We start from the raw sequence: 272 nt of genomic DNA on the forward strand, positions 1-272 counted from the left end.
GAAGTCGTTGCTGGCGGTGACTACTTCGTGCCTGCCGGTGTTCAGAACTACTCCGTGCTGGAGCAGTATGTGCCCGAGGGGTACGAGATGACTGTGTCCGGTGATTTCATGGCCGAGGACGGCGGCAAGCTGGTTGTCAACATCGAGAAGATCAGCACCGACGTTATCATGAACATCCAGTTCAAGTACGGCGATGAAGTCGTTGCTGGCGGTGACTACTTCGTGCCTGCCGGCGTTCAGAACTACTCCGTGCTGGAGCAGTATGTGCCCGA

General features: G+C 56.6%; 1 protein-coding gene. It reads left to right on the forward strand.

Going from position 1 to position 272, the window contains the following annotated elements:
* A partial coding sequence (locus H6B31_RS16945) for a hypothetical protein (RefSeq protein WP_204899548.1) occupies positions 1 to 272 on the forward strand: 272 nt, incomplete at both ends.

This window comes from Pseudoflavonifractor capillosus (assembly GCF_016899775.1).
GTDB lineage: Bacteria > Bacillota > Clostridia > Oscillospirales > Oscillospiraceae > Lawsonibacter.